The organism is Pseudomonas sp. NPDC087185 (assembly GCF_044744955.1).
Taxonomy (GTDB): domain Bacteria; phylum Pseudomonadota; class Gammaproteobacteria; order Pseudomonadales; family Pseudomonadaceae; genus Aquipseudomonas.
In genome coordinates this window covers 649,237-668,146 of record NZ_JBIUZK010000003.1, presented here as the reverse complement: position 1 = coordinate 668,146, position 18,910 = coordinate 649,237, and the positions used below count along the sequence as shown (strand labels likewise).

The window sequence follows — 18,910 nt, the reverse complement described above, 5'->3', positions numbered from 1 at the left end:
GCGGTCAGTCCTCGAAGGGCCATGATAGTGCGCCCAGCCCGTCTTTCAACTCAGCCTTTGATCCCGGACTGCGTCTCGGCCACCTCGGTCACCACCTGTGGGCTGGCTGCACGCAGGATCACGCGCCTGCGCTGTTCGTATTCGTCCAGGGACAAGGCCTGGCGCTGAATGGCTTCGAGTTGCAACTGGCGGGTTTCTTCGGCGGTGTACGGGCGAAGTTCAGGGTGGCTGGCGCAACCGCTGAGCACGGCGATGGCGGTGGCGGTGGCGGCAGCGAGCAGCAGGCGGGCCGTGGTGTTCATCGGGAAGCTCCAGGATTCGGGGTTGGGCAAGTGTCGAATCGATGGAACAAGGTTATTGGGCTGGCGCCTCCAGTAGAAATTGCCGCTTTCGATAGTGACTATTGATAGGAGCAGGCACCGTGTGCAAATGCCAGCCTTTGCTAGGCTTAAGCTCCACGCGGCTTCACCTGAGGGAACTGTGATGCGAGTGCCATTGCTATGCGTGGTGTCGGCGGTGCTGTGCCTGAGTGGAGCATCGAGTTCCGCGCAGGATGAAGCCTCCCCAGCGCCCGCGCCTGCGGCGGCCGAAGCTGCACCGGCCAAGCAGGCGGTGTTCAACCAGGAGCAGCTGGACCAGATGCTGGCCCCCATCGCGCTGTATCCCGATGCGCTGCTGGCGCAGGTGCTGATGGCCGCGACCTACCCCGGCGAGGTGGCCGAAGCCGTGACCTGGTCCAAGGCCAACCCCAAGGCCCAAGGGGATGACGCCGTCAAGCAGGTGGCAAAGCAGCCTTGGGACCCCAGCGTGCAGGCCTTGGTGGCGTTTCCGCAGGTGCTGGTGGTGCTGGGGCAGGACCCAGTGTGGGTGCAGCGCCTTGGCGATGCGTTTCTGGCCCAGCCGGATGACGTGATGGGCGCAGTGCAGCGCTTGCGCCAACAGGCGAAGGCTGCTGGCAACCTGCAGAGCAACCAGTACCAGAACGTCACGGTGCAGGCCGCACCGGCAGCTGCGGCCAGCAGTGCACCCGCCAGCACCATCATCATCCAACCGGCCGACCCGCAGGTGGTTTACGTGCCCACCTACAACCCGTCCACCAGCTACGGCACTTGGGCCTATCCCGCGTCGCCGCCGGTGTATTACCCACCGTCGCCACTGTACTACGCCGGGACTGCGCTGATGGCGGGGTTGGCCTTTGGCACCGGCGTGGCCATCGTCAATTCGTTGTGGGGCGATTGCGACTGGGGGCGCAACGACATCGATATCGACGTCAATCGCTACAACAACATCAACGCCAACAACCGCATCGGCAACAACCAGAACACCTGGCAGCACAACGCCGCGCACCGCGACGGCGTACCGTACCGCGATAACCGCAGCCGCCAGCAATATGGGCGCCAGCTCAACGGCGCGAGCCAGCGCGCGGCTTTCCGGGGTGACGACGCCCAGCGTGCCCAGGCACGAGACCGCGCCCGTGCGTCGATGGACCGTGCGGGCATCGAACGGCCGGCCACCAGCAATCGCCAGGCCCGTGACCAGGTGCGAGAAGCCCAGGCCAACCGCCCGCGTACCACGGATCGCCAACAGCAAGTCAGGAGCGGCCGCGACAACCCACAGGCTCGCCAAACACTGCAGAACAGGCCGAACAACAGTGCAGGGCGGGCGCGCAACAATGCCTTCGAGGGCGTGCGTTCGCCGGCGCGCACCACGGCCCAGGTCAACCGTGGACGCACCAGCCAGTCGCTGGCCCAGCGGCCGAATACCGCGCGTGCCGCAGGGCACACTATTTCCCGGCCCAGTGCGCCGATGCGCCGCGGCGGTGGAGGAGGCCGTCGATGAACAACAAGACCATCCTCGCGGTGTGCCTGATCGCCCTGGGCAGCGCAGGGTCGGGCCTGGCTGCGGCTCAGCAGGCATTCCCGACGCCGGAGAAAGCCGTCGAGGCTTTCGTCGAGGCGCTGGGCACGGAGCATGCCGACCAGGCGCGTCTGGCGCAGTTGCTGGGCGATGACTGGCGTACCTACATCCCCCGCGAAGGCGTGCAGCGCAGCGACGTGGATGCGTTCCTGCAGCAATACCGCCAGCAGCATCAGATCGACAAGCAGGGTGATCGCCAGGCCATGTTGGCCGTCGGCAACGAGCACTGGACCTTACCCATCCCGTTGTCCCACAACGCCGACGGTTGGCGCTTTGACCTCAAGGCCGGCAGCGCCGAGATCCGCGCACGGCGCATCGGCCGCGATGAGCTTGCGGCCGTGCAGTCGCTGCTCGCCTACCACGATGCGCAGATGGACTACGCCTCGCAGGACCGCAACGGCAACGGCGCCCTGGAGTACGCCCAGCAGATATTCAGCACGCCGGGCAAGCACGACGGCCTGTTCTGGGAAGGGGAGGCGGGCGGCCAGGTCAGCCCGCTGGGCCCGCTGTTCGGCCAGGACGTGGTCGGTGACGATTGGTACGGCTACCACTTTCGCATCCTCGATGGCCAAGGCCCTTCAGCCCCGGGCGGTGCCTACAGCTACCTGATCGGTTCGCAGATGAGCCGTGGCTTCGCCATGGTCGCTTGGCCAGCCAAATACGATGACACCGGGGTGATGAGCTTCATGGTCAGCCATGACGGGCAGGTATTCGAAAAAGACTTGGGGCCGCAGGGCGACAAGCTGGCCAAGGCCATGCAGCGCTTCGACCCGGATGACAGCTGGCAAGAAGTGGCTGCCGACGCCAGTGACTGAGGCGCTCAGTGCGCCAGCAACTGTTGCACCAGCCATTGCCCGGCGGGCCCGAGTGGGTGTCGGCTTGACCAGGCCACATCCATGGCGACCCGGCGCGGGTAACCCGCCACCGGCAACTCCACCAGGCCACTGCCAAAGCGCGATACCAGCGCCTTGGGCAATTGCGCCCAGCCAAACCCGCGCACGGCGAACTCCAGCAACGTCAGGTAATCCGGCGCAGACCATGCCTGGCCGCGCCCATGGTGCAGGCTGGGGGCGTAGGTCTTGATGTACAGCTGACGCTCATTCTCCAGGTGCTGCGGCTGCACCGCCGCCCGCCTGGCCAATGGATGCCCGGTGCCGACATACACCGCGAACTCCGCCTGTTCCGGCAACCGTGCCACGGCAACGTCGGCGGGGTACTGCGGCTGCGCGGCGAGGATGCCGATGTGCGCCATGTCCTGCTGGATCATCTCGATCACATCGGCGTCCTCGGCCGGGCCGCAGCGCAGTTCGGTGTGCGGGTAGCTTTCGGCAAAGCGGCTGATCACCGCGCCCTGGAAGGTCACGCTGTAGCTGTCGGACATCACCACCGACACCAGTGGCTCTATCTGCTCGGCCAGGCGCACCGCCAGGGCATCGAGCCGGGCGCTGGCATCGAGGATAGCCTCGACCTGGCTCAGCACCTGCCGGCCCGCTGCGTTGAGCGTGGGGTGGCGGCCTGCGCGGTCGAACAACGGGCAGCCCACGTCCGCCTCGAAATTGGCGATGGCGATGCTGATGGTCGACTGGCTTTTGCGCAATTTGCGCGCCGCTGCGGAGAACGAGCCGAGGGCGGCGGCCTCGACAAAGGCGACGAGGGCTTCGGGCGAGTAGCGCATGGGTATTGATAAAACCGATAGGTGCTATGTGGTGAGTATCAGTTCCATCAAAGAAAATGTGAAGCACGAGGTCATTATCTGGATGGAAATTGCCATGAAAAAAGTCGCTTTCAAAGAACGCCTAGTCCATGCCGTTGGCTATGAAGTCTTTGCCGTGCTGCTCTGTGCGCCGCTGTTGTCCTGGATCATGGGCAAGTCGCTGGCCACGGCCGGCGGCCTGGCCGTCACCTTGTCGCTGATCGCGATGGGCTGGAACATGCTTTACAACCTGCTGGTCGACCGCTTCGTGCACACCCCACGCATCCAGTGGAGGGCGTCCACCCGGTTCGCCCACGGCCTGGGCTTCGAGGCGGGGCTGGTGGTGTTGTGCCTGCCAGTGGCGGCCTGGATGCTGGAGATTTCGTTGTGGCAGGCGCTGATGGTCGAACTGGGATTTTTCGTGATCATCCTGCCTTACACGGTGGTCTATAACTGGGCGTTCGACCGGGCCCGGCACGTGATGCTGCAGCGCCGGGCCGCCGCCTGAGCAGACAAACGAGCAAGTCGCATCAGGCTGTGAGAGGATGTCCACCATCCCAGCCATAAGGCCAGACAGGACCCCGAACACAAGCCTGATGAAGACGCCAAAACGAATCGAACCGCTGATTGAAGACGGACTGGTCGACGAAGTGTTGCGACCCTTGATGAGCGGCAAGGAAGCAGCCGTCTACGTGGTGCGTTGCGGCGCCCAGGTACGTTGCGCCAAGGTCTACAAAGAGGCCAACAAACGCAGTTTCCGCCAGGCCGCCGAGTACCAGGAAGGCCGCAAGGTGCGCAACAGCCGCCAGGCTCGGGCCATGGCCAAGGGCAGCAAGTATGGCCGTAAAGAGGCCGAGGACGCCTGGCAGAACGCCGAAGTGGCGGCGCTGTTCCGCCTGGCCAACGCCGGTGTGCGAGTGCCCAAACCTTTTGACTTCCAGGACGGTGTGCTGCTGATGGAGCTGGTCACCGACGCCGATGGCGATGCCGCGCCACGCCTGAACGACGTGCACCTGGAGGCCGAAGAAGCGCGTGAGTACCACGCCTTCGTCATTCGCCAGATCGTGCTGATGCTGTGTGCCGGGCTGGTGCATGGTGACCTGTCCGAGTTCAACGTGCTGCTGGGCCCTGATGGCCCGGTGATCATCGACCTGCCGCAGGCGGTGGATGCCGCAGGCAACAACCATGCGTTCAGCATGCTGCAGCGCGACGTGGGGAATATGGCCCACTATTTCGGGCGCTTTGCGCCGGAGCTCAAGGACACCCGCTATGCCCAGGAAATGTGGGCACTGTACGAAGCGGGTGAGCTGCGCGTGGACAGCCCGCTGACGGGCGAATTCGCCGATGACGAGCACGAAGCGGACGTGGGCGGGGTAATGCGCGAGATCGAAGCCGCGCGCTTCGATGATGCCCGCCGCCGGGCTGCCCTGGCAGAAGCCGAGCATGGGCCGGTCAAGGGCGAAGAGCCACCACCGCCTTGGTTGCAGTAATGTAGTAGCAGTACTGGCCTCATCGCCGGCAAGCCGGCTCCCACAGGGTTGCGTCGCGATGCGGTCCCTTGTGGGAGCCGGCTTGCCGGCGATGAGGCCAGATCAGCCACCGCATATTCCGGCTATTACCCGCCACGCAAGACACAATCTCGTCACCTGGCCTTTTCACTGGCGCGCAACAGGCATAAGGTGTACGCCGTCCATATTTCCTGGAGCTGTCATGTCCAACCGTTTTCCTTCCGTTCGCCCCCGCCGCCTGCGCCAGAACGAGTCCCTGCGCACGATCTTCCAGGAGACCGAATTCCGCCTCGAAGACCTGATCCTGCCGATCTTCGTCGAGGAAGGCATCGATGATTTCGTGCCGATCTCCAGCATGCCGGGGGTTAATCGCATCCCTGAGAAACTGCTGGCCCAGGAAATCGAGCGCTATGCCCGTGCCGGCATCAAGTCGGTGATGACCTTTGGCGTTTCACACAACCTGGATGCCACCGGCAGCGACACCTGGAACGAGAACGGCCTGGTCGCGCGCATGGCCCGCATCTGCAAGGACAGCGTGCCGGAAATGGTCGTGATGTCCGACACCTGCTTCTGCGAATACACCAGCCACGGCCACTGCGGCGTGCTGCACGACCACGGCGTGGACAACGACGCCACCCTGGCCAACCTGGGCAAGCAGGCGGTCATCGCCGCGGCCGCCGGTGCCGACTTCATCGCGCCGTCCGCGGCGATGGACGGCCAGGTCCAGGCGATCCGTGGTGCACTGGATGCCGCCGGGTTCCATGACACTGCGATCATGGCGTACTCCACCAAGTTCGCCTCGTCGCTCTATGGCCCGTTCCGTGAAGCGGGCGGCACCGTGCTCAAAGGTGACCGCAAGGCCTACCAGATGAACCCGATGAACCGCCGCGAGGCCGTGCGCGAGTCGTTGCTTGACGAGCAGGAAGGCGCAGACGTGCTGATGGTCAAGCCGGCCGGTGCCTACCTTGACGTGATCGCCGACATCCGCGCTGCTTCGCGCCTGCCCCTGGCGGCGTATCAGGTAAGCGGCGAGTACGCGATGATCAAGTTCGGCGGCCTGGCCGGTGCCATCGACGAAGGGCGTGTGGTGCGCGAGAGCATCGGCGCGATCAAGCGAGCGGGTGCCGACCTGATCCTGACGTACTTCGCCATGGACCTGGCGCGCGACGGGATCTGATAAGAAAGCCGCTGCAACCGCAGCGGCTTTTTTTTGCCTGAAGCGAGCGCTTAAAGCACTGCCGCTTCCCTCAAGCTCAGCGACTGGGTCTCTGGCGCCAGCACCCGCGAGCCCCCACGCCCCCCTGGCCCAGCAGCGCCAGCCCCGACCACAGGTCCGGGAACAGCTTGGGCACGACGGCATACACGGTGGCCTAATACACAAAAAATCAGTAAGCGCTGAATTATTTAGTGTCCCGTTGTATCTGATGCCTTAGAGCCACTAGCCAGCCGTTTGCTGGTCAGGGGTGAACCGTCAAGTGAAGGGACACAGGCATGAAATCTCGCAAGAAAAGCGTCAAGCCGATCGGCTTGAAAGACATCACCATCGTCGACGACGCCAAGATGCGCAAGGCGATCACCGCCGCCGCGCTGGGCAACGCGATGGAATGGTTCGACTTCGGCGTGTACGGCTTCGTCGCCTATGCCCTGGGCAAGGTGTTCTTCCCCAACGCCGACCCCAGCGTGCAGATGATCGCGGCCTTGGCCACCTTCTCGGTACCGTTCCTGATCCGCCCGCTGGGCGGGCTGTTCTTCGGTGCCCTGGGCGACAAGTTCGGCCGGCAGAAGATTCTTGCCGCAACCATCGTGATCATGTCGCTGAGCACCTTCGCCATCGGCTTGATACCGTCCTACGCCTCCATTGGCATCTGGGCGCCGATCCTGCTGCTGCTGGCGAAAATGGCCCAGGGCTTCTCGGTGGGGGGCGAGTACACCGGTGCCTCGATCTTCGTCGCCGAATACGCGCCGGACCGCAAGCGGGGCTTCCTCGGCAGCTGGCTGGACTTCGGCTCGATAGCCGGCTTCGTGCTGGGCGCCGGTGTGGTGGTGTTGATTTCCACCTTCCTCGGCGAGGAAAAATTCCTCGAGTGGGGCTGGCGCCTGCCGTTCTTCCTGGCCTTGCCGCTGGGCATTATCGGCCTCTACCTGCGCCACGCGCTGGAAGAGACCCCGGCGTTCCAGCAGCATGTCGAGAAGCTTGAGCAAGGTGACCGCGAAGGCTTGGCCTCCGGGCCCAAGGTGTCGTTCAAGGAAGTCGCCACCCAGCACTGGCGCAGCCTGGTGACTTGCATCGGCGTGGTGATCGCCACCAACGTCACCTACTACATGCTGCTCACCTACATGCCCAGCTACCTGTCGCACAACCTGCACTACAGCGAAGACCACGGCGTGCTGATCATCATCGCGATCATGGTCGGCATGCTGTTCGTGCAGCCAATCATCGGCCTGCTCAGCGACAAGTGGGGCCGGCGCCCGTTCATCATCGTTGGCAGCGTCGGCCTGTTCGTGCTGGCCATCCCGGCCTTCATGCTGATCAACAGCGGCGTGCTCGGGGTGATCTTCGCCGGCTTGCTGATCATCGCCGTGATGCTCAACTTCTTCATCGGCGTGATGGCGTCGACGCTGCCGGCGATGTTCCCCACGCACATCCGCTACAGCGCGCTGGCCAGCGCCTTCAACATCTCGGTGCTGATCGCCGGCCTGACCCCAACCCTGGCCGCATGGCTGGTGGAAAGCACCGGCGACCTGTACATGCCGGCCTACTACCTGATGGTGATTGCCGCCGTCGGCCTGATCACCGGCCTGACCATGAAGGAAACCGCCAACAAGCCGCTGCGCGGCGCTGCGCCGGCCGCCTCGGACATCGAAGAAGCCCGCGAGCTGCTGCAGGAGCACCACGACAACATCGAGCAGAAGATCGAAGACATCGACACGCAGATCGAGGAACTGGAGGCCAAGCGCAAACTGCTGGTGCAGCAGCATCCGCGTATCGAGTAGCGGTGGGCTACCCATCCAGTAGATAAACGATAGGGCTGCCGGACCGATCAGACTTCCTGAAAGGCAGCTGGCGAGCCTGGCTGGCCAATAGTTTTTCTATCGTAAAGACGAAGCTTTCCTGGCTCTCTGCCCACTCAGGCACGGTGCTAGTCTGGACCGATCACTCACGCACACTGAATGGTTGACCAGGAGGCTTCATGTCCATCGAAAAAGTAGCAATCGTGATCGCGGGGGGGAGCGGTATGGGCGCAGCGGCGGCGCGGCGCCTGGCTGCCGACGGCTTCAAGGTCGGCATCCTGTCGTCGTCGGGCAAGGGCGAGGCACTGGCCGAGGAGCTGGGCGGTATCGGTGTTACCGGCAGCAACCAGTCCAATGACGATATCCAGCGCCTGGTGGATACCGTGGTCGCCACATGGGGCCGCATTGACGTGCTGGTCAACAGCGCAGGCCACGGCCCGCGCGCGCCGATTCTGGAAATCAGCGACGAAGACTGGCACCAGGGCATGGAAACCTACCTGCTCAACGTGATCCGCCCGACCCGCCTGGTGACGCCGATCATGCAGCGTCAACAGGGTGGGGTGGTGATCAACATTTCCACCGCCTGGGCCTTCGAGCCGAGCGAGATGTTCCCCACCTCGGCAGTGTTCCGTGCAGGGCTGGCGGCGTTCAGCAAGATTTTTGCGGACAAGTACGCAGGCGACAACATCCGCATCAACAACGTGCTGCCGGGCTGGATCGACAGCCTCCCGGCCACCGACGAGCGCCGCGACAGCGTGCCGCTCAAGCGCTACGGCAGCAGCGAGGAAATCGCCGCCACCGTGGCCTTCCTGGCCAGCGATGGCGCGGCGTACATCACCGGGCAGAACATCAAGGTCGACGGCGGCATCACCCGCAGCGTCTGATCAGGTGCGCGCCAGGGTACCTTTGATCGTGCGCTCCACCACGTCGACCAGCACCAAGGTCTGGTGGTCCACTTCGATGTTGATCAGCTCGCCGGCCTGGTAGCGGGCGAAGGTAGTCTGGCGCAGGGTTTCGGGGATCAGGTTGATGGTGATCAGCGTACCTTCCACGTCGGCCACGGTCAGGCTGCAGCCGTTGACGCCGAGGAAGCCCCGCGGGAACACGTACTTGGCCCACTCAGGCGGCATGCGAAACGTGATGAAGGCGCCGGTTTCCTTGATCGACAGCTCGACGATCTCGGCGGTGGTGGCGACATGGCCGGCCATCAGGTGGCCGCCGACTTCGGCGTTCATCTTCGCCGAACGCTCGATGTTGACGCCTTGGCCTGCCTTGAAGAAGCGCAGGTTGGTGCGGTCCAGCGTGGCGGTCATGGCGTCGAATTTCACCTGGGTGCCGTCGATTTCGGTAACCGAGAGGCAAGTGCCTTCGACACTGACGCTGGCGCCGATCTTCAGATCTTCGAGCAGCTCGGGGGTGAGGTCGATGGTGAACTGGTTGTGGCCCGGGTAGGTGGTTACCGCAAGCAGAGGGCGAACGGCCTGGACGATGCCGGTGTACATGGAGAGGCTCCTGGGCTCGAAAAATGAATGCCCGGAAACTATGCCCGTAAGGCTGGGAATGCAAGTGTGCTTTCGGGCCCCTTCGCCGGCAAGCCGGCTCCCACAGAGTTCGCGGCGCTGCAAAACCTGTGGGAGCCGGCTTGCCGGCGATGAGGCCAGTCAGGACCGAGAGGGGTCAGAACCTCAACTGCCACTGCCCAACCACGGCATGGTTACGGCTATTACTGCCCAGCTCACCGCTATACCCCAACCCGAGGGTCTGCCGCGCACTCACCCCAAGGTCCAGCCCTGCCTCGACCAGCAAACTGTCGCGGTCGATCGCGCTCCCCTCGACACTGAACGCATCACCCCCTGCCAGAAACGCCTGGCGCGTGCGGCTATCGAGGCCGCCATACGTGTGCCGCCAGCCAAGGCTCGCGCGCGGGGTCAGGCTCATGCCGTTGTCCAGCTGGCCTAGATGCGCCACGCGCACCCCCAAGGAGCTGCTGAAGTTGTCCTGGGTATCGGCATCCACCGCCAGCGCGGCGTCACCGCCTTCCTCTGCGTAACTGTCGCGGTGATAACGCTGGTAGCCCAGGCTGGCGAACGGCTCGGCGCTCAGGCGGCCGCTGCCCATGGCATAGCCCAGTTCGACGAACGCCTGCTGGCTGTCGGCGTCGTAGTCACCCTTCAGGCGCTCGTCGAAGCCGCTGAAGGCCACCTCGCGCTTGCTGTCGCCGTCGTGGCGGCTGTACGCCGCGCCCAGGCGCAGGGCCAACGGGCCGCTTTGTCGTTGGGCATACACGCCGGCATGCCAGCTGCGCACGGTGCCGTCCAGGCCGGTGCTGTCCAGGCGGGTGCGTGAGTAGCCTCCCAGCACGCCCAGGCGCCAGTCGCCGCTCAGTGCCCAGTCGACACCCAGTACGCCGCCGCCGGTGCGTTGCTCCAGCGCGCTGGCACTGTGGCTGCCATCGACCTTGCCGTAGCTGCCCAGGGCCTGGGCCCAGAGGCGGCCCTGGGCGTTCGGGTCGTTGAGGTTGCGTGCCTCGCGTGGCACGCCAGTGGCGGCAAGGGCAGGGCTTTCGCCCTCGTTCAGGCCCACCTGCAAGCCAGCGCTGCTGCCCATCGATTGCAGGGCGCCGAGCATGCTGCTGCTCACCTGGGTGGTGCCGGCCAGGGTGGCAGCCGCCAAGTTGGCGGTATTGCTGCCGGCCAGTTGTTCGATGGCGTTACCGGCGCTGGCTGCGCTGCTGCCAAGCACCGCGTTGTACAGCCTGCTGTCCTGGCCGAGGCTGCCGACGCTGCGGGCCGCCGCTGCGCCGTTGCCAGTCTGGGCGTAGTGCTCGAAGGCAATGTCGTTGCGTGTGTAGGCCAGGCCGACCGAAGTGCTGGTGTAGCTCAGGGTCGGGGTGAGGAAGGCGTAGTCGCTGGTCACCTGGGCGAAGGTGCCGTTGACGGTGCTGGCAGTCAGCACCGTGTACTGGCTCTGCCACGGGTACTGGCCAGGGGTTGGCTGCACGCGCAGGGTGGCGCCGCCGAGGTTGGCGGTGCCGCTGACGGCGATCGGTGCGCTGCTGCCATCGGCATTCACGCCGTACACCAGGCTTGCGCCCTGGCCGAAACTCAGGTCGCCATTGACCTGGGCCACGCCAAGGCCCGTGTGGGTCTGCAGGGTGCCGTCAACCTGCAGGCCGCCGACCGCGCCGCCACCGGCATAGGTGGCACCCTGTTCAACGTGCATCTGGCCCAGGATGCTGCCCTGGTTGACCAGCGTCGCGCCGCTGGCTACCACGCCGCCTTGGCTGAAGTCGTCGACACTGGTCAGGGTCCAGCTGCCGCCTGTAACGTGCAGCGTCTCGAAGTTGCGGCTGTTGCCGAAGCTGCCGGTACCGTCGAGGGTCACGCTGTCATTGCCCTCACCGCCATCGACCAGGCCGTTGAACACGCCGCCGGTCTCGATCACCAGGCTGTCGTTGCCTGCGCCCATGCTCAGGGCCAAGCCATCGCCGCCGCTGATGCTGCCGCTGTTGATCACAGTGTCGTCGTAGTCGCCAATCAGCTTGATGCCGAAACCGCCTTCGCCTTCGATGCGGCCGGCGTTGCTGATCTGGGTGGCCGCTACGCCGGCGCCCTCGGCACCGTCGTCGACCAGGATGCCGTTGTCGACGCTGCGAATCACGCCGCTGGCGGTGTTGACGATTGTCCCGCCACCCATGGCGATGCCTTCGCTGCCGTTCGGCCGGCCGCCGCTGTCGACACCTTTGGCGCCCAGGCCCTGGATGGTGCCGGCGTTGTAGATGTGGCCGATCAGGTCGATGTCGACGCCATCGCCGTCACCGTTGAGCTTGCGGTCGGCGATGGCACCGGTGATGGTGCCGTAGTTGTACACCGTGCCGCTGCCGTCGGAGCCGAAGCCCGAGCCGTTGCGGCCGGTAATGCTGGCGCCTGCATAGTTGTAGAGGGTGGCGTCGGTCTTCAGGTCGACGCCATGACGGTCGGCGCTGATGGTGCCGTAGTTATGCACGGTGACGCCGGTCGAAGTGCCGATCTTGATCCCGTCGTACTTCTGGTCCAGCCCATTCTTGTCCTGCGCGGCGGTGTCGGTGTAGATCAGCCCGTAGTTGGTCACGGTGGCGTTGGAGCCGGTCTTGATCGCGTCGTTGCCCACCGCATGGATCACGCCGCTGGCCTGGTTGACCAGGGTGGTGGTGAAGGCCGGATTGTTCAGGGTTTCCAGGTCGATGGCCTGGCCTTCGACGGTCGATTCGATCGTGCCGGCGTTGACGATCTGCAGGCTGCCGCCCGCCGTCGGGTTGGTCTGGAAGCGCAGGCCATCGTTGGTGCCCAGAATCTGTGCACCCGCCTGGTTGGTGATCACATAGTGGCTGAGGTCTTCACCCTCGTCCTTGGTGTCGATGCCGCGGCCGTCGGTGGAGCGGATGATGCCGGCGTTGTCGACGCTGAGGGTGGCGCCGCTGGTGTGTTTGGGCAGGATCACGCCGTCGTCGTCGCGGGCCACGATGCTGCCCTGTGAGGTGACCTTGAGGGTGTCTGACTTTTTCAGTTCCAGCGTGTCGGTAGTGGCGCTGTTGATCAGATAGTCTTTGGCCAGTGCGGCAGGGGCGAGGGCGGCGCAGGCCAGTGCGATGCACAGGGCCAGGCGGGTGGGCGTGAAGGGCATTGGGCGACCGTGGTTATTGTTCAGGGGCGCCCAATATGGCCATTGGATATTACGGTTTTATGGAGTCAGTGCCGGCGTCTTCGCGGGCAGGCCCGCGAAGAAGGCGTAACCTGCTCAGACATGGCCACTGCTGTTCACGATCCTCAGGCACAGCGCTTCATAAGGGTCCAGGTTCACCACTAGCCGCCCATCCTCGGTCAGGTCGCCCTCGACCGTCTCGTTGATCATGTCCACCACCGTGCCCGGCGTGAAACCGGTCAGCAGCAGCTCTTCGGCGATCACCTCCTGGCCGAAGTTCAGCGCGCTAATCTGGATGCCGCGCCCGGCCGGCAGCTCGTGCACCATCACCAGCAAACCTGGGCTGCTGACCTCGGGCACCAGCACCTGGCGGCTACTGGCAATGCCGTAGGCCTGGCGCACGGCGAGCAGTTTCTTTACCTTGCTGGCAAACGAATCGGCGTTTTCCAGCTGGCTGTCGAGGCTGCCGTACAGCGAGCGGGCGCGGGGCATCCCGCGTACCGACGCCTCGGCCTGCGGCGCGAGCCCGGCCAGGTCGTAGCCGCCACGGTGGATCCAGCGGGTATCGCCATCCACCATCTTGTCCGCCACCGATTCAGCCGGCAGTGGCAGGGCGCCGACCAGGTCCCAGCCGGAAAACGCGAGCACACCCGGCTGCATGGCGTTGTACATCACCAGCAACAGGTGCACCTTCTGGATCAGCTCGATATCCGCCGGGCCTATCTGCTCCAGGTCGCGGATGCCCAGCGCGGCGGTGATCAGGCTGGCGGTCGTGCAGGAGATGCCATTGGTGACGAAGCGCAGGTTATAGGGCGCATGCTCACCGGACAGGCGTTCGTAGATTTCTTCACGGATGTGCTCGCGCAAAATATTGCCGGGCAGGGTCTGGCCCTTGAACAAATACATGTCATGGGCGTGCAAGGTCCAGAAGTGCACCAGCTCGACGGTGAGTTCATCGTGGTTCTGCAGGGCGTGAATCAACGACGCCGGGTCGATGCCCAAACCATGCATTTCCTTGAGCATCAGGCGCAGGAACTCGGTGTCACCCGTCAGCAGGGCATGCTGGTAAGCCGGGCGGGTGATGAAGTCATACGACAGGTCGGCGCCACCCTTGGACATCTGCGCGATGTCGTCCAGGGTCAGGTTGAGTTCCTGGAAGCTGAAGCCGCCGGCCTTGCGGATCATCCCGCCGATGATCTGGTTGCCAACGATCGACAGCGGGTGGCTTTCCGACCAGGCGGTCCCGCTGGCGCGGGTCTCGACCCCGAGAAAACCATTGGCATCCAGGCGCAGGCCGCGCGCGCCCAGGCAGTCGAGGGCGTGCAGGGCATCGCCGATAATCATTTGCTGGGCGGCAAAGCTTGGGTCGAGCCAGTTGAGCGACGGCTGGCCCTCCTTGAAATAGTGCAGGTACACCCAGCGCCGGGTCTTGCCGTCGACGCCGGTGATCGGCGGCGTGACACTCCAGTCGGTTTCCTTGACGCCAGGCTCGAAGAATATCACCCGCTGCAACTGGCCGACGATGTAGTGGCGCGCCTTGAGCTCATCGCACTGCGCCGGCAGCAGGTTGACTGCATCGCGGCCTGGCGGCACGTCGGGCAGCAGTGGCCAGTCCTCCTCGCGTATCTCGACCATGTGGTAAAGCCCGGGGTAGGCACCACAGGCCAGCTCGGCCAGGCGAAAATCCGCGCCTTTGCCGGTGTGCGAGGGGATCAGGTCGTCGATGGTCACGGCATTGTGCGCGGCGGCCATGCGGCTCATCTGCACCAGCTCCTGCTCGCTGCCGTAGAGGGGGTCGATGTCGAAGCTGATGCGGTCGAAGTTGCCATCGACACTGGGCGTGAAGTCGCGCCCGCGCACGCCGCCGGATTGCTTGATGGGGCCGGTGTGAATACCCTGCACCCCCATTTCCGACAGGCGCTTCCACAAGGCTTCGTGGGCCAGTGCAGCGAGCACCGAGCAGCCTTCGGGCGCAATGATGGCGTCGGGGTAGACAGTCAGCCAGACCGAGGCGATATCGGTGGCGCGGCGCGGTTGGGCTTCGGCGTACGGGTTGAGCCACAGGCGTGACTGGCCGGAGTACAGCCGCGCCCGCTCCTGCGAGGCCTTGAGCATGGAGCGGTCTTCGAGCCACTTGACGTATGACGGGTCGGGTTGAGTCATTTCGCGTCCTCTCTGCGTGTCGGCACCGGCTCAAGGTATGACGGCATTGCACGCTGAACGTTCGGCTGACGTCAGTGACGGCCCTTTTGTGGGTAAACCCGCTCCCACCGCAACCGTGCAGCCACCCCTGATCAACGCCGGGCCGACAGCTGCTGCGGCGCCAGGAAGGCATCGTGGAAGTAGTTGCGCAGCGCCTGCATCGCTGGGCTGAACGCGCGCTCGCGGTGCCACGCCAACCCCACGCTCATGGGCGTTACCGGGTCGCTGATGGTGACGGTTTCGATGCGCTTGCCTTCCAGTGACCAGGGCCGATGCACCAGGTCCGACAGGATCGCCACGCCGCTGCCATTGGCAACCATGCTGCGCACCGCCTCTACCGAGCTGGTGCGCACGCGCACGCGGGGCCGTTCGCCGGCCAATTCCCAGTAACGCATGGCGCTCTGCTCGGCTTCATCCACGGTGAGCAGGATGAACGGCTCACGGGCGACATCGGCCAGGCTGACGGCTGAGCGTTCGCACAGTGCATGGTGGCTGGGCAGCCACAGCCGACGCTCGGAGTTGAACAGGGTTTCCGAGACGATGTCCGGGTGGGTGAGGTTGGCGGTCAGCACCACGGCCATGTCGAAACGGCCTTCCAGCAGGCCTTGTTCGATGGCGCTGCGCTCCTGCTCGTGGACCTCCAGCGTTACATCCGGGTGCCAGTGCTCAAGGCGCTGCAGGTGGTGCGGCAGGAAGTAGCCGATCACCGTGTAGCTCGCCGCCAGGCGCAGCAGGCCACTGGCGCGCACGTCGGGCAGCGGGCTGTTGAGCGCGTCGTCGACACTGCGCAGGATCACATAGGCACGGTTGAGAAAGTGCCGACCCGCGTCGGTCAGGTTCATGCCCTGGGCCGAGCGCTGAAACAACAGCACCCCCAGCATTGCCTCCAGCTCCTTGATTGCGGTGGTCACCGCCGACTGGGAAATGTTGAGGTGGATCGCCGCTTGTGAAATCTGGCCGATCTCGGCGGTGGCGACAAAATAACGGACTTGGCGCAAGGTCAACGACACGAGAATACTCCAAGGTATCTGTTTTTCAGAAGACACCCTATCTGTTTATAGATCTTCCCAAGGGGCTGGGGAGAATCTAACGTGGCCTTAACACCGTCACAAGTACCCGGAGAGCAGGCATGCAGGCAGTAGACTTCAACTCGGACATGGGCGAGGGCTTCGGCCCGTGGACCATCGGCGACGGTGTCGACAACGAACTGATGGCCTTCATCAGCTCGGCCAATGTCGCCACCGGCTTCCATGCCGGCGACCCCGGCACCATGCGCCGCACCGTCGAACGCGCCAAGGCACTGGGCGTGGCGGTCGGCGCCCACCCGGGCTTTCGTGACCTGGTCGGTTTCGGCCGCCGGCACATCAATGCCCCGGCCCAGGAGCTGGTCGACGACATGCTTTATCAACTGGGCGCGCTGCGTGAAATCGCCCGTGCGCAGGGCGTGCGCCTGCAGCACATCAAACCGCACGGTGCGCTGTACATGCACCTGGCCCGCGACGAAGAAGCCGCGCGGTTGCTGGTGCAGAACCTGCGAGTGATCGAGCCTGAGCTGCTGCTGTACTGCATGCCCGGCTCGGTGATCTGCCGCGTTGCCCAGGAACTGGGCCAGCCGGTGGTGCGCGAGTTCTACGCGGACCGCGAATACGACCTCAGCGGCTCCATCGTCTTTACCCGCAATGTGCGTGGCTACGAACCGCAGGCGGTCGCTGAGCGTGTGCTGCGCGCCTGCCGCGAAGGCGTGGTGCGCACGGTCGAAGGGCAGGACCTGGCCATCGCGTTCGATTCCATTTGCCTGCACAGCGATACCCCTGGCGCACTCTGTCTGGTCGAGGCCACCCGTGCGGCACTGGATGCTGCCGGCATCGCGGTGCGCACGCCGCGCTGAGTTTCACGGGCACCCGGTGCTCAGACACCGGTACCCCAGCACAGCATTGTTTTTGCCTGCCTTACGATAACGATTCCAAAAAAGGAGCAGACATGGCCGAGCCGCTTGCCAGTACCCCGATCCGCTACAGCTTCGGTGCCGACGAGCACCTGTTTGCCGAGGTCAGCGACAGCATGTCGCTGGAGGCTTTCTTCAAGGGCATGGCCGTCACCCGCGCGGTGGAGCGCCTGGCGCTTGAAGGCGTGCTCGATATCTGCCTGGCCAACGCCTCGTTCCAGATCCGTTTCGACCCCGACCGCATTGCCCCCGAAGCCCTGCTCGAGGCCGTGCGCGGCGCCGAAGCCGGGGCTGTCGCCGAGCGCTCGTTGCACACCCGCATCATCGAGATCCCGGTGCTGTACAACGACCCCTGGACGCATGAAACCTTGATGCGTTTTCGCGACCGCCACCAGGACCCGCACAGCACCGACCTGGAATACGCCGCGCGCATCAACGGCCTGGCCGACGTCGAAGCGTTCATCGCCGCGCACAGTGGCGCGCCGTGGTTCGTGTCGATGGTCGGCTTCGTTGCCGGCCTGCCGTTCATGTTCCAGATGGTCGAGCGCGAGCGCCAGTTGCAGGTGCCCAAGTACCTGCGCCCACGCACCGACACGCCGAAGCTGACCCTCGGCCACGGTGGTTGCTTCGGTTGCATCTACTCGGTGCGCGGGGCAGGGGGCTACCAGATGTTCGGCGTCACCCCGGCACCGATCTACGACCCGCAGCAGTCCCTGAATTACCTGAAAGAGCACATGGTGTTCTTCCGCCCAGGCGACATCGTGCAGTTCAAGCCCATCGATCGCCAGGCCTACGACCAGGCGGTGGCGGATGTCGAGGACGGCCGCTTCGACCTGCGCGTTCGCCCGGTGGAATTCTCCCTGGATGCATTCCTCGCCGACCCGGTCGGCTATCCCAAGTCGCTGCAGGAGGTGCTGGCATGATCAAGGTACGCAAACCTGGCCTGGCGACCACGGTGCAGGACCTAGGCCGCGAAGGCTATTACCACCTCGGTATCCCACCGTCCGGCGCGCTCGATCAGTATGCCTTGTGCGCGGCCAATCAGTTGGTCGGCAACCCGGCAGGTGCGGCTGGGCTCGAGTGTGCGCTGGTGGGACCGGAGCTTGAATTTACCCAGGACGCCTTGGTGGCGGTCTGCGGCGCGCAGATGCCGGCGCTGCTCGATGGCCGTGAGCAGCGGCCTGATACCGCATTCGCCGTCAGGGCCGGGCAGGTGCTGCGCTTTGCCTTCCCCACGGCAGGGGCGCGTGCCTACATTGCAGTAGCGGGCGGTATCGATGTGCCGCAGGTGCTGGGCAGCCGGTCTACGTACGCGTTGGGCGCGCTCGGCGGTTACCACGGGCGCAAGCTGGTGGCCGGTGATGTGCTGCCGGTCGGCGTGCCCAGCGGCAAGACCCGTGCCGGTGCCAGCTTGCCGATGGCCCTGCGCCAGGCATTGGGCGGTGAAGTGGTGTTGCGGGTGGGGCCGGGCTTGTACTTCCATCGCCTGACCGAAGCGGCGGCGAAAAGCTTCTTCACCGATGCCTGGACCGTCGGTTCCGAAGCTGATCGGATTGGTTACCGCTACCGGGGCGGTAGCGCATTGGGTTTCCAGCCGCGTGAGCAGCCGTTTGGTGCGGGATCGGACCCTTCAAACATCGTCGACAGCTGCTACCCGATCGGTTCGATCCAGGTGCCGGCCGGGCTGGAGCCGATCATTCTGCACCGTGATGCGGTGTCGGGTGGGGGGTATGCCATGATCGGTACGGTGATCAGTGCGGACCTGGACTTGATCGGGCAGATGCAGCCGAACCAGCAGGCGCGGTTCTTGCCTGTGAGCATGGATCAGGCGCTGGAGGCGCGGCGGTCGTACAAGAAGAAATTGGGGTGTCTGGGCAAGTTGTTCAGCTGAATGTGTCGCTTCACGGGCCTCATCGCGGGCAAGCCTTCCTACAAGGGCGGTAGGGCGCCTGT

The 18,910-nt window shown here is 64.7% G+C and carries 16 protein-coding genes; 10 read left to right on the top strand and 6 right to left on the bottom strand.

From position 1 onward, the window contains the following. Positions 1-50: 50 nt before the first annotated feature. Complete coding sequence (locus ACIPIJ_RS13330) at positions 51-302, bottom strand: hypothetical protein (protein WP_401077181.1); 252 nt, start codon at positions 300-302, stop codon at positions 51-53. Positions 303-483: 181 nt separating this feature from the next. On the opposite strand from ACIPIJ_RS13330, the gene ACIPIJ_RS13325 reads away from it, so the two are divergent. Together ACIPIJ_RS13325 and ACIPIJ_RS13320 are read left to right on the top strand one after the other, a co-directional pair. Continuing rightward, positions 484-1,839 (top strand): DUF3300 domain-containing protein, encoded by a 1,356-nt coding sequence (locus ACIPIJ_RS13325; protein WP_401077179.1) that lies wholly within the window; start codon positions 484-486, stop codon positions 1,837-1,839. Next, positions 1,836-2,732 carry a DUF2950 domain-containing protein gene (locus ACIPIJ_RS13320; protein WP_401077177.1) on the top strand — a complete coding sequence of 299 codons (897 nt, stop codon included), beginning with the start codon at positions 1,836-1,838 and terminating at the stop codon, positions 2,730-2,732. The genes ACIPIJ_RS13325 and ACIPIJ_RS13320 overlap by 4 nt, the downstream gene beginning before the upstream one ends. Before the next feature lie 5 nt (positions 2,733-2,737). Here the strand turns inward: ACIPIJ_RS13320 and ACIPIJ_RS13315 are convergent, their stop codons facing one another. Next, positions 2,738-3,592 carry a LysR family transcriptional regulator gene (locus ACIPIJ_RS13315; protein WP_401077176.1) on the bottom strand — a complete coding sequence of 285 codons (855 nt, stop codon included), beginning with the start codon at positions 3,590-3,592 and terminating at the stop codon, positions 2,738-2,740. A 94-nt stretch (positions 3,593-3,686) separates the two neighbouring features. Between ACIPIJ_RS13315 and ACIPIJ_RS13310 the strand changes: the two genes are divergently transcribed. The 5 genes from ACIPIJ_RS13310 to ACIPIJ_RS13290 all read left to right on the top strand — a co-directional run bounded on the left by ACIPIJ_RS13310 (position 3,687) and on the right by ACIPIJ_RS13290 (position 9,014). Beyond that, the gene (locus ACIPIJ_RS13310) at positions 3,687-4,118 is read left to right on the top strand and encodes a multidrug/biocide efflux PACE transporter (RefSeq protein ID WP_401077174.1); all 432 of its coding nucleotides are present in this window, start codon (positions 3,687-3,689) and stop codon (positions 4,116-4,118) included. 88 nt (positions 4,119-4,206) lie between these two features. After that, entirely contained in the window at positions 4,207-5,100 is an 894-nt protein-coding gene (locus ACIPIJ_RS13305) for a PA4780 family RIO1-like protein kinase (RefSeq protein ID WP_401077172.1), read from the top strand. A gap of 220 nt (positions 5,101-5,320) precedes the next feature. Beyond that, the gene (gene hemB, locus ACIPIJ_RS13300; protein ID WP_401077170.1) at positions 5,321-6,295 is read left to right on the top strand and encodes a porphobilinogen synthase; all 975 of its coding nucleotides are present in this window, start codon (positions 5,321-5,323) and stop codon (positions 6,293-6,295) included. A 314-nt stretch (positions 6,296-6,609) separates the two neighbouring features. After that, positions 6,610-8,112: a glycine betaine/L-proline transporter ProP gene (proP, locus tag ACIPIJ_RS13295; RefSeq protein WP_401077169.1), complete on the top strand. Its 1,503-nt coding sequence runs from the start codon at positions 6,610-6,612 to the stop codon at positions 8,110-8,112. A gap of 197 nt (positions 8,113-8,309) precedes the next feature. Continuing rightward, positions 8,310-9,014 carry an SDR family oxidoreductase gene (locus ACIPIJ_RS13290; protein ID WP_401077167.1) on the top strand — a complete coding sequence of 235 codons (705 nt, stop codon included), beginning with the start codon at positions 8,310-8,312 and terminating at the stop codon, positions 9,012-9,014. On the opposite strand, the gene ACIPIJ_RS13285 is transcribed toward ACIPIJ_RS13290, so the two are convergent. The 4 genes from ACIPIJ_RS13285 to ACIPIJ_RS13270 all read right to left on the bottom strand — a co-directional run bounded on the left by ACIPIJ_RS13285 (position 9,015) and on the right by ACIPIJ_RS13270 (position 16,022). Continuing rightward, positions 9,015-9,632, bottom strand: coding sequence for a riboflavin synthase subunit alpha (locus tag ACIPIJ_RS13285; protein ID WP_401077165.1), 618 nt, complete (start codon positions 9,630-9,632; stop codon positions 9,015-9,017). A 175-nt stretch (positions 9,633-9,807) separates the two neighbouring features. Next, on the bottom strand, positions 9,808-12,792 hold the full coding sequence (locus ACIPIJ_RS13280; protein WP_401077163.1) for an autotransporter domain-containing protein: 2,985 nt from the start codon (positions 12,790-12,792) through the stop codon (positions 9,808-9,810). Positions 12,793-12,906: 114 nt separating this feature from the next. Then, entirely contained in the window at positions 12,907-14,973 is a 2,067-nt protein-coding gene (gene treS / locus ACIPIJ_RS13275) for a maltose alpha-D-glucosyltransferase (RefSeq protein ID WP_401077161.1), read from the bottom strand. A 131-nt stretch (positions 14,974-15,104) separates the two neighbouring features. Further along, positions 15,105-16,022, bottom strand: a complete 918-nt coding sequence (locus tag ACIPIJ_RS13270; RefSeq protein WP_401077159.1) for a LysR family transcriptional regulator — start codon at positions 16,020-16,022, stop codon at positions 15,105-15,107. A 119-nt stretch (positions 16,023-16,141) separates the two neighbouring features. On the opposite strand from ACIPIJ_RS13270, the gene ACIPIJ_RS13265 reads away from it, so the two are divergent. From ACIPIJ_RS13265 to ACIPIJ_RS13255, 3 genes are all read left to right on the top strand, one after another. Further along, positions 16,142-16,900: a 5-oxoprolinase subunit PxpA gene (locus ACIPIJ_RS13265; protein ID WP_401077157.1), complete on the top strand. Its 759-nt coding sequence runs from the start codon at positions 16,142-16,144 to the stop codon at positions 16,898-16,900. Between the two features lie 92 nt (positions 16,901-16,992). Continuing rightward, on the top strand, positions 16,993-17,880 hold the full coding sequence (locus ACIPIJ_RS13260) for an allophanate hydrolase subunit 1 (protein WP_401077155.1): 888 nt from the start codon (positions 16,993-16,995) through the stop codon (positions 17,878-17,880). After that, positions 17,877-18,848, top strand: coding sequence for a biotin-dependent carboxyltransferase family protein (locus ACIPIJ_RS13255; RefSeq protein ID WP_401077153.1), 972 nt, complete (start codon positions 17,877-17,879; stop codon positions 18,846-18,848). Before ACIPIJ_RS13260 ends, ACIPIJ_RS13255 begins: the two co-directional genes overlap by 4 nt. Positions 18,849-18,910: the final 62 nt, after the last annotated feature.

Coding starts and splice junctions, on each gene's coding strand:
- ACIPIJ_RS13325 (WP_401077179.1), top strand. CDS start 484: ATGCGAGTGCCATTGCTATGCGTGGTGTCGGCGGTGCTGTGCCTGAGT.
- ACIPIJ_RS13305 (WP_401077172.1), top strand. CDS start 4,207: ATGAAGACGCCAAAACGAATCGAACCGCTGATTGAAGACGGACTGGTC.
- ACIPIJ_RS13320 (WP_401077177.1), top strand. CDS start 1,836: ATGAACAACAAGACCATCCTCGCGGTGTGCCTGATCGCCCTGGGCAGC.
- ACIPIJ_RS13315 (WP_401077176.1), bottom strand. CDS start 3,592: ATGCGCTACTCGCCCGAAGCCCTCGTCGCCTTTGTCGAGGCCGCCGCC.
- ACIPIJ_RS13330 (WP_401077181.1), bottom strand. CDS start 302: ATGAACACCACGGCCCGCCTGCTGCTCGCTGCCGCCACCGCCACCGCC.
- ACIPIJ_RS13265 (WP_401077157.1), top strand. CDS start 16,142: ATGCAGGCAGTAGACTTCAACTCGGACATGGGCGAGGGCTTCGGCCCG.
- ACIPIJ_RS13260 (WP_401077155.1), top strand. CDS start 16,993: ATGGCCGAGCCGCTTGCCAGTACCCCGATCCGCTACAGCTTCGGTGCC.
- hemB (WP_401077170.1), top strand. CDS start 5,321: ATGTCCAACCGTTTTCCTTCCGTTCGCCCCCGCCGCCTGCGCCAGAAC.
- proP (WP_401077169.1), top strand. CDS start 6,610: ATGAAATCTCGCAAGAAAAGCGTCAAGCCGATCGGCTTGAAAGACATC.
- ACIPIJ_RS13285 (WP_401077165.1), bottom strand. CDS start 9,632: ATGTACACCGGCATCGTCCAGGCCGTTCGCCCTCTGCTTGCGGTAACC.
- treS (WP_401077161.1), bottom strand. CDS start 14,973: ATGACTCAACCCGACCCGTCATACGTCAAGTGGCTCGAAGACCGCTCC.
- ACIPIJ_RS13310 (WP_401077174.1), top strand. CDS start 3,687: ATGAAAAAAGTCGCTTTCAAAGAACGCCTAGTCCATGCCGTTGGCTAT.
- ACIPIJ_RS13255 (WP_401077153.1), top strand. CDS start 17,877: ATGATCAAGGTACGCAAACCTGGCCTGGCGACCACGGTGCAGGACCTA.
- ACIPIJ_RS13290 (WP_401077167.1), top strand. CDS start 8,310: ATGTCCATCGAAAAAGTAGCAATCGTGATCGCGGGGGGGAGCGGTATG.
- ACIPIJ_RS13280 (WP_401077163.1), bottom strand. CDS start 12,792: ATGCCCTTCACGCCCACCCGCCTGGCCCTGTGCATCGCACTGGCCTGC.